Annotated in this window: 3 protein-coding genes; all 3 read left to right on the top strand. The window is 56.9% G+C overall.

What is annotated here, in order from left to right:
* Window positions 1-98 precede the first annotated feature (98 nt).
* Genes B5F88_RS20460 through B5F88_RS19020 form a run of 3 tightly spaced genes read left to right on the top strand, consistent with a single transcriptional unit; the run spans window position 99 to window position 2455 of the window.
* On the top strand, window positions 99-449 hold the full coding sequence (locus B5F88_RS20460) for a transposase (protein ID WP_162612253.1): 351 nt from the start codon (window positions 99-101) through the stop codon (window positions 447-449).
* Complete coding sequence (gene tnpB, locus B5F88_RS19025) at window positions 443-799, top strand: IS66 family insertion sequence element accessory protein TnpB (RefSeq protein WP_087936994.1); 357 nt, start codon at window positions 443-445, stop codon at window positions 797-799. The genes B5F88_RS20460 and tnpB overlap by 7 nt, the downstream gene beginning before the upstream one ends.
* Before the next feature lie 57 nt (window positions 800-856).
* Window positions 857-2455, top strand: coding sequence for an IS66 family transposase (locus B5F88_RS19020; protein ID WP_087936993.1), 1599 nt, complete (start codon window positions 857-859; stop codon window positions 2453-2455).
* Window positions 2456-2533 lie beyond the last annotated feature (78 nt).

Raw genomic sequence — 2533 nt, 5'->3', positions numbered from 1 at the left:
AGTAACCGTCAAAGGAGCAGGCGGATAGACTTCCATGAGATAATAGTGCTGGAACGTAGCGGAACGTTCCAGCACTAATTTGTACGGGGGGTCTTGCCGTGACATCAAACAAATTGAAACACCAGGCGCAGCTGCAGGAATGGGTGGCAGCAATCCAGGCTTGCCGGAGCAGTGGGTTATCCGTTCGGAAGTGGTGCAGGCAGCAAGAAATCAGCCCAAGCACATATTATCGCTGGGAAAGAGAAGTGCTGTCTGCAGCGGGCAGTATGGCACAGGAGAGAGAACAAGGCAGCGTTACCTTTGCTGAAGTGCCGGTACCAAGAAAGGAATGCTGCAACGAAGCGGAACATTCCGCTACGCTGTATGTCGGGAATGTGAGAATCGATATCTATTCATCGTGTGGGAGGGAGCAGCTGAAAACATTGGTTGAGATGCTGCACATATGCTGAACGATTTCAACTGCAGCTGCCCGGTTTACATCGCCTGCGGATACACAGATCTACGTCGAGGCATTGATGGACTGGCCACCGTGGTAAAGAGCCAGTTTCAGATGGATCCCTTTCAGCGAGCGCTGTTTCTGTTCTGCGGAAGAAGGCGGGACCGGATTAAGGCGTTGTACTGGGAGGGAGACGGTTTTCTGCTGTTGTATAAGCGCCTGGAGAGCGGCAGTTTTCAATGGCCTCGGAGCACGGAGGAAGTGCAGGCCTTAACGCCCCAGCAGTACCGCTGGCTGATGGAGGGGCTGAAGACCGAGCAGCCGAAGGCAAACAAGGTAGTGTCCGGCCTGAGCGTAATCTAATGCCGGAAAGTATTGAACGCATTGGCTTTTTACCCTATTTTATGGTATTATTTACTCATGGAACATGAGAAGAACGCTGCTGTAAGCACCCCGGAAATGGTGACCGTTTCGCGGGCGGAATACGATTCTCAGCAGGCACAGCTGACTGAGCTAAAGCTCCAGAACCAATGGCTTCTGGAGCAGCTTGGTCTTGCAAAAAAGCGGCAGTTTGGGGCATCCTCAGAGCGGCTCCAGGAGGGCTTGATGGACCAGCTGTCTTTCATGGCGAATGAGGCGGAGGCCTATGCCTATGGGACCCAAAATGCAACAGCGGAGCAGGTGGCAGTAAAGGCCCATGCCCGCAAACGGCAGAGTGGCAATGTACTGGATATTGTGCCGGAGGGGACCCCCATGGAAGTGGTGGAGCACCGCCTTTCCGAAGGAGAGCGCACCTGCGATACCTGCGGCGCCGTGATGGAGGAGATTGGGAAAGAGGTGCGCCGGAGCCTGAAAATGGAGCCGGCCCGGTTCTGGATCCGGGAGGATGTGTACTACACCTATGCCTGCAAGCAGTGCGAGGCGGAAACAGGAGAAGGCAATCTCCGAAAGACACCCAAACAGCCGACGCTCTGCCCGGGCAGCTTTGCCTCCCCGGAGGCGGTAGCCCATATCATGACGCAGAAATTCGTCATGTACTCACCGTTGTACCGTCTGGAGCAGGAGTTCCAGCGGCAGGGGCTGAAGCTATCCCGGCAGACCATGGCCAACTGGATCCTGCAGGCCTCGGACACCTGGCTGCGGCCGGTGTATGATGCACTGCACCGAAGGCTGTGCCAGGAGACTGTATTGCACGGGGATGAGACCACGCTGCAGGTGTTGAAGGAGCCGGGCAGGACATCTACGAGCAAATCCTATATGTGGCTCTACCGGACCAGCGGCTGCGCTGAGTATCCCATTGTCCTGTATGAGTACCAGCCCAGCCGGAAGGCGGAGCACGCCCAGGCTTTCCTCAAGGATTTCTCCGGCTGGCTGCACGCGGACGGCTACCAGGGCTACCACAAGCTGCCGGAGAATATCCGGGTGGTGGGCTGCTGGGCACACGCCAGGCGAAAGTTTGACGAGGCGCTGCAGACACTGCCCAAAGAGAAACGGCAGGAGTCTCCGGCGGCAACCGGCGAGTGTTACTGCACCCGGCTGTTTCAGCTGGAGCAGTCTCTCGCGGACCTGACACCGGAAGAGCGATACAACAAGCGGCTGGAACTGGAGAAACCGGTTCTGGACGCTCTGTTGGCATGGGCAAATGAGGCCAGCGCCAAGACTGCCCCCAAGTCCGCCCTGGGCAAGGCTCTGCACTATCTGCGGGAGCAGTGGCCCTACCTGGTACGCTATCTGGAGGACGGGAGGCTGGAGCTCTCCAACAACCGTGCCGAGCGCAGCATTAAGCCATTCGTCATGGGCCGGAAGAACTGGCTCTTTTCCAACACCCCCGCCGGCGCCCAGTCCAGCGCTGTGATCTACAGTCTGATTGAAACCGCAAAGGAGAATGACCTGGATCCCTACCGCTACCTGGTTTGGCTCCTGAACAACGCACCGGGCCTGAGCCAGACGGATGAGGCTTGGGCAGAATCTTTCCTCCCGGTGAATGCGCCCCAGGAATGCAGAATTCCTAAACCATAATGAAAATGCCGACCGCCATCTCATTGCCTGTGCGCTGAGATGGCGGCCTTTTTATACGCCGAAAGATTTTACGGTTAC

Source organism: Flavonifractor sp. An306 (assembly GCF_002159455.1).
Lineage (GTDB): Bacteria > Bacillota > Clostridia > Oscillospirales > Oscillospiraceae > Flavonifractor.
Note: the sequence above shows the minus strand (reverse complement) of the source record. Positions and strands in the feature narration are given on the sequence as shown.

What these genes read in the sequence shown, in the direction of transcription:
- tnpB (WP_087936994.1), top strand. Translation starts at nt 443, where the DNA reads ATGCTGAACGATTTCAACTGCAGCTGCCCGGTTTACATCGCCTGCGGA.
- B5F88_RS19020 (WP_087936993.1), top strand. Translation starts at nt 857, where the DNA reads ATGGAACATGAGAAGAACGCTGCTGTAAGCACCCCGGAAATGGTGACC.